The sequence below is a fragment of the Enterobacter sp. AG326 genome, assembly GCF_004362415.1.
In the GTDB taxonomy this organism is placed as follows: Bacteria; Pseudomonadota; Gammaproteobacteria; order Enterobacterales; family Enterobacteriaceae; genus Enterobacter; species Enterobacter asburiae.
In genome coordinates, this window is sequence record NZ_SNXG01000022.1 from 1 (window position 1) to 2,126 (window position 2,126).

2 protein-coding genes are annotated in these 2,126 nt (G+C 54.4%); both read left to right on the plus strand.

What is annotated here, in order from left to right:
* The first annotated feature begins 101 nt into the window (after window positions 1-101).
* On the plus strand, window positions 102-1,274 hold the full coding sequence (istA, locus tag DFO52_RS23015) for an IS21 family transposase (RefSeq protein ID WP_133551271.1): 1,173 nt from the start codon (window positions 102-104) through the stop codon (window positions 1,272-1,274).
* Window positions 1,274-2,071, plus strand: a complete 798-nt coding sequence (istB, locus tag DFO52_RS23020) for an IS21-like element helper ATPase IstB (RefSeq protein ID WP_080155210.1) — start codon at window positions 1,274-1,276, stop codon at window positions 2,069-2,071. The genes istA and istB overlap by 1 nt, the downstream gene beginning before the upstream one ends.
* Window positions 2,072-2,126 lie beyond the last annotated feature (55 nt).

Consider the following 2,126-nt stretch of genomic DNA (forward strand, 5'->3'; position numbering starts at 1 on the left):
TGTCAGCGCCAGTGATATAAGACGGTAATTCACCATTTGAATTGTCCGCTCCACCCAACATGTTGTTTCCTTGAGGTTCCCACACCAGAAAGGACATCGACATACTGAGCAGAGAGGACTTTTACATGATAAAGCAAATGCGCAAGCAGGGTGCGTACATTATCGACATTGCAACTCAAGTGGGTTGCTCTGAACGCACCGTCAGACGGTATCTTAAATACCCTGAACCACCGGCCAGAAAGACGCGCCACAAAATGGCCAAACTGAAGCCGTTCATGGACTATATCGACACGCGTCTGGCCGAGAATGTCTGGAATGGCGAGGTTATCCTCGCAGAAATCAAAGCGATGGGTTACACCGGCGGACGCTCCATGCTGCGCTATTACATCCAGCCTAAGCGCAAAATGCGGCCATCGAAGAAAACAGTTCGCTTCGAAACCCAGCCCGGTTACCAGCTGCAGCACGACTGGGGCGAAGTTGAGGTGGAGGTCGCCGGGCAGCGATGCAAAGTTAACTTCGCGGTTAATACGCTGGGGTTCTCCCGTCGCTTCCATGTCTTCGCCGCGCCAAAGCAGGATGCTGAACACACCTATGAGTCGCTGGTTCGCGCCTTCCGCCACTTCGGTGGCAGTATGAAAACAGTGCTGGTTGATAACCAGAAAGCGGCGGTGCTGAAAAATAACAACGGGAAAGTGGTGTTCAACTCCGGGTTCCTGTTGCTGGCCGACCACTATGACTTCCTGCCGCGTGCCTGCCGTCCGCGCAGGGCCAGAACCAAAGGTAAGGTGGAGCGGATGGTGAAATATCTCAAGGAGAACTTCTTCGTCCGGTACCGCAGGTTCGACAGCTTCGCCCATGTTAATCAGCAACTGGAGCAGTGGATGGTCGATGTGGCTGACAAACGGGAGCTTCGCCAGTTCAGACAGACCCCGGAACAGCGCTTCGCACTGGAGCAGGAACATCTGCAGCTGTTGCCGGATACGGACTTCGATACCAGTTACTTCGACATCCGTCATGTGTCCTGGGACGGCTATATCGAGGTTGGCGGCAATCGCTACAGCGTTCCCGAAACGCTGTGTGGTCAGCCGGTCTCGATACGCATATCGCTGGATGATGAGTTGCGGATCTACAGTAATGAGCAGCAGGTGGCATCGCACCGGCTCTGTTCAGCATCATCTGGCTGGCAAACGGTGCCGGAACATCATGCCCCGCTCTGGCAGCAGGTCAGCATGGTGGAGCATCGTCCACTGAGTGCGTATGAGGAGCTGCTGTGATGCATGAACTTGAAGCGCTGCTGAGTCGCCTGAAAATGGAACATCTGAGCTATCACGTTGAAAGCCTGCTGGAGCAGGCAGCTAAAAAAGAGCTGAACTACCGGGAGTTCCTGTGTATGGCGCTGCAGCAGGAATGGAACGGCAGGCATCAGCGCGGCATGGAGTCCCGGCTGAAGCAGGCCCGTCTGCCGTGGGTCAAAACGCTGGAGCAGTTCGACTTCAGCTTCCAGCCAGGTATCGATCGTAAGGTCGTCAGGGAGCTGGCCGGTCTGGCGTTCGTGGAACGCTGTGAGAACGTGATCCTGCTGGGGCCTCCTGGAGTGGGGAAAACCCACCTGGCCGTAGCCCTCGGTGTGAAAGCGGCGGATGCAGGTCACAGGGTGTTGTTCATGCCACTCGACAGGCTGGTAGCAACACTGATGAAAGCGAAGCTGGAAAACCGGCTGGAGCGTCAGCTACAACAGCTGAGCTATGCGCGAGTGCTAATCCTGGACGAAATAGGCTACCTGCCGATGAACAGAGAGGAAGCCAGCCTGTTCTTCCGCCTGCTGAATCGCCGGTATGAAAAAGCGAGCATAATCCTGACATCAAACAAAGGCTTCGCAGACTGGGGAGAGATGTTCGGCGATAACGTACTGGCAACAGCGATCTTGGATAGGTTGCTGCATCACTCAACCACAGTGAATATAAAAGGAGAAAGTTACCGGTTGAAGGAGAAACGCAAAGCCGGAGTGCTGGCCAAAAACGCAACGCCAATCAGTGATGATGAAATGGCGGAAAGCGGACAACAGAAGTGATCAAACAGCGGACATTAAAAATGGCGAAAAACGGTCATAAATCTTGGCGTTGACA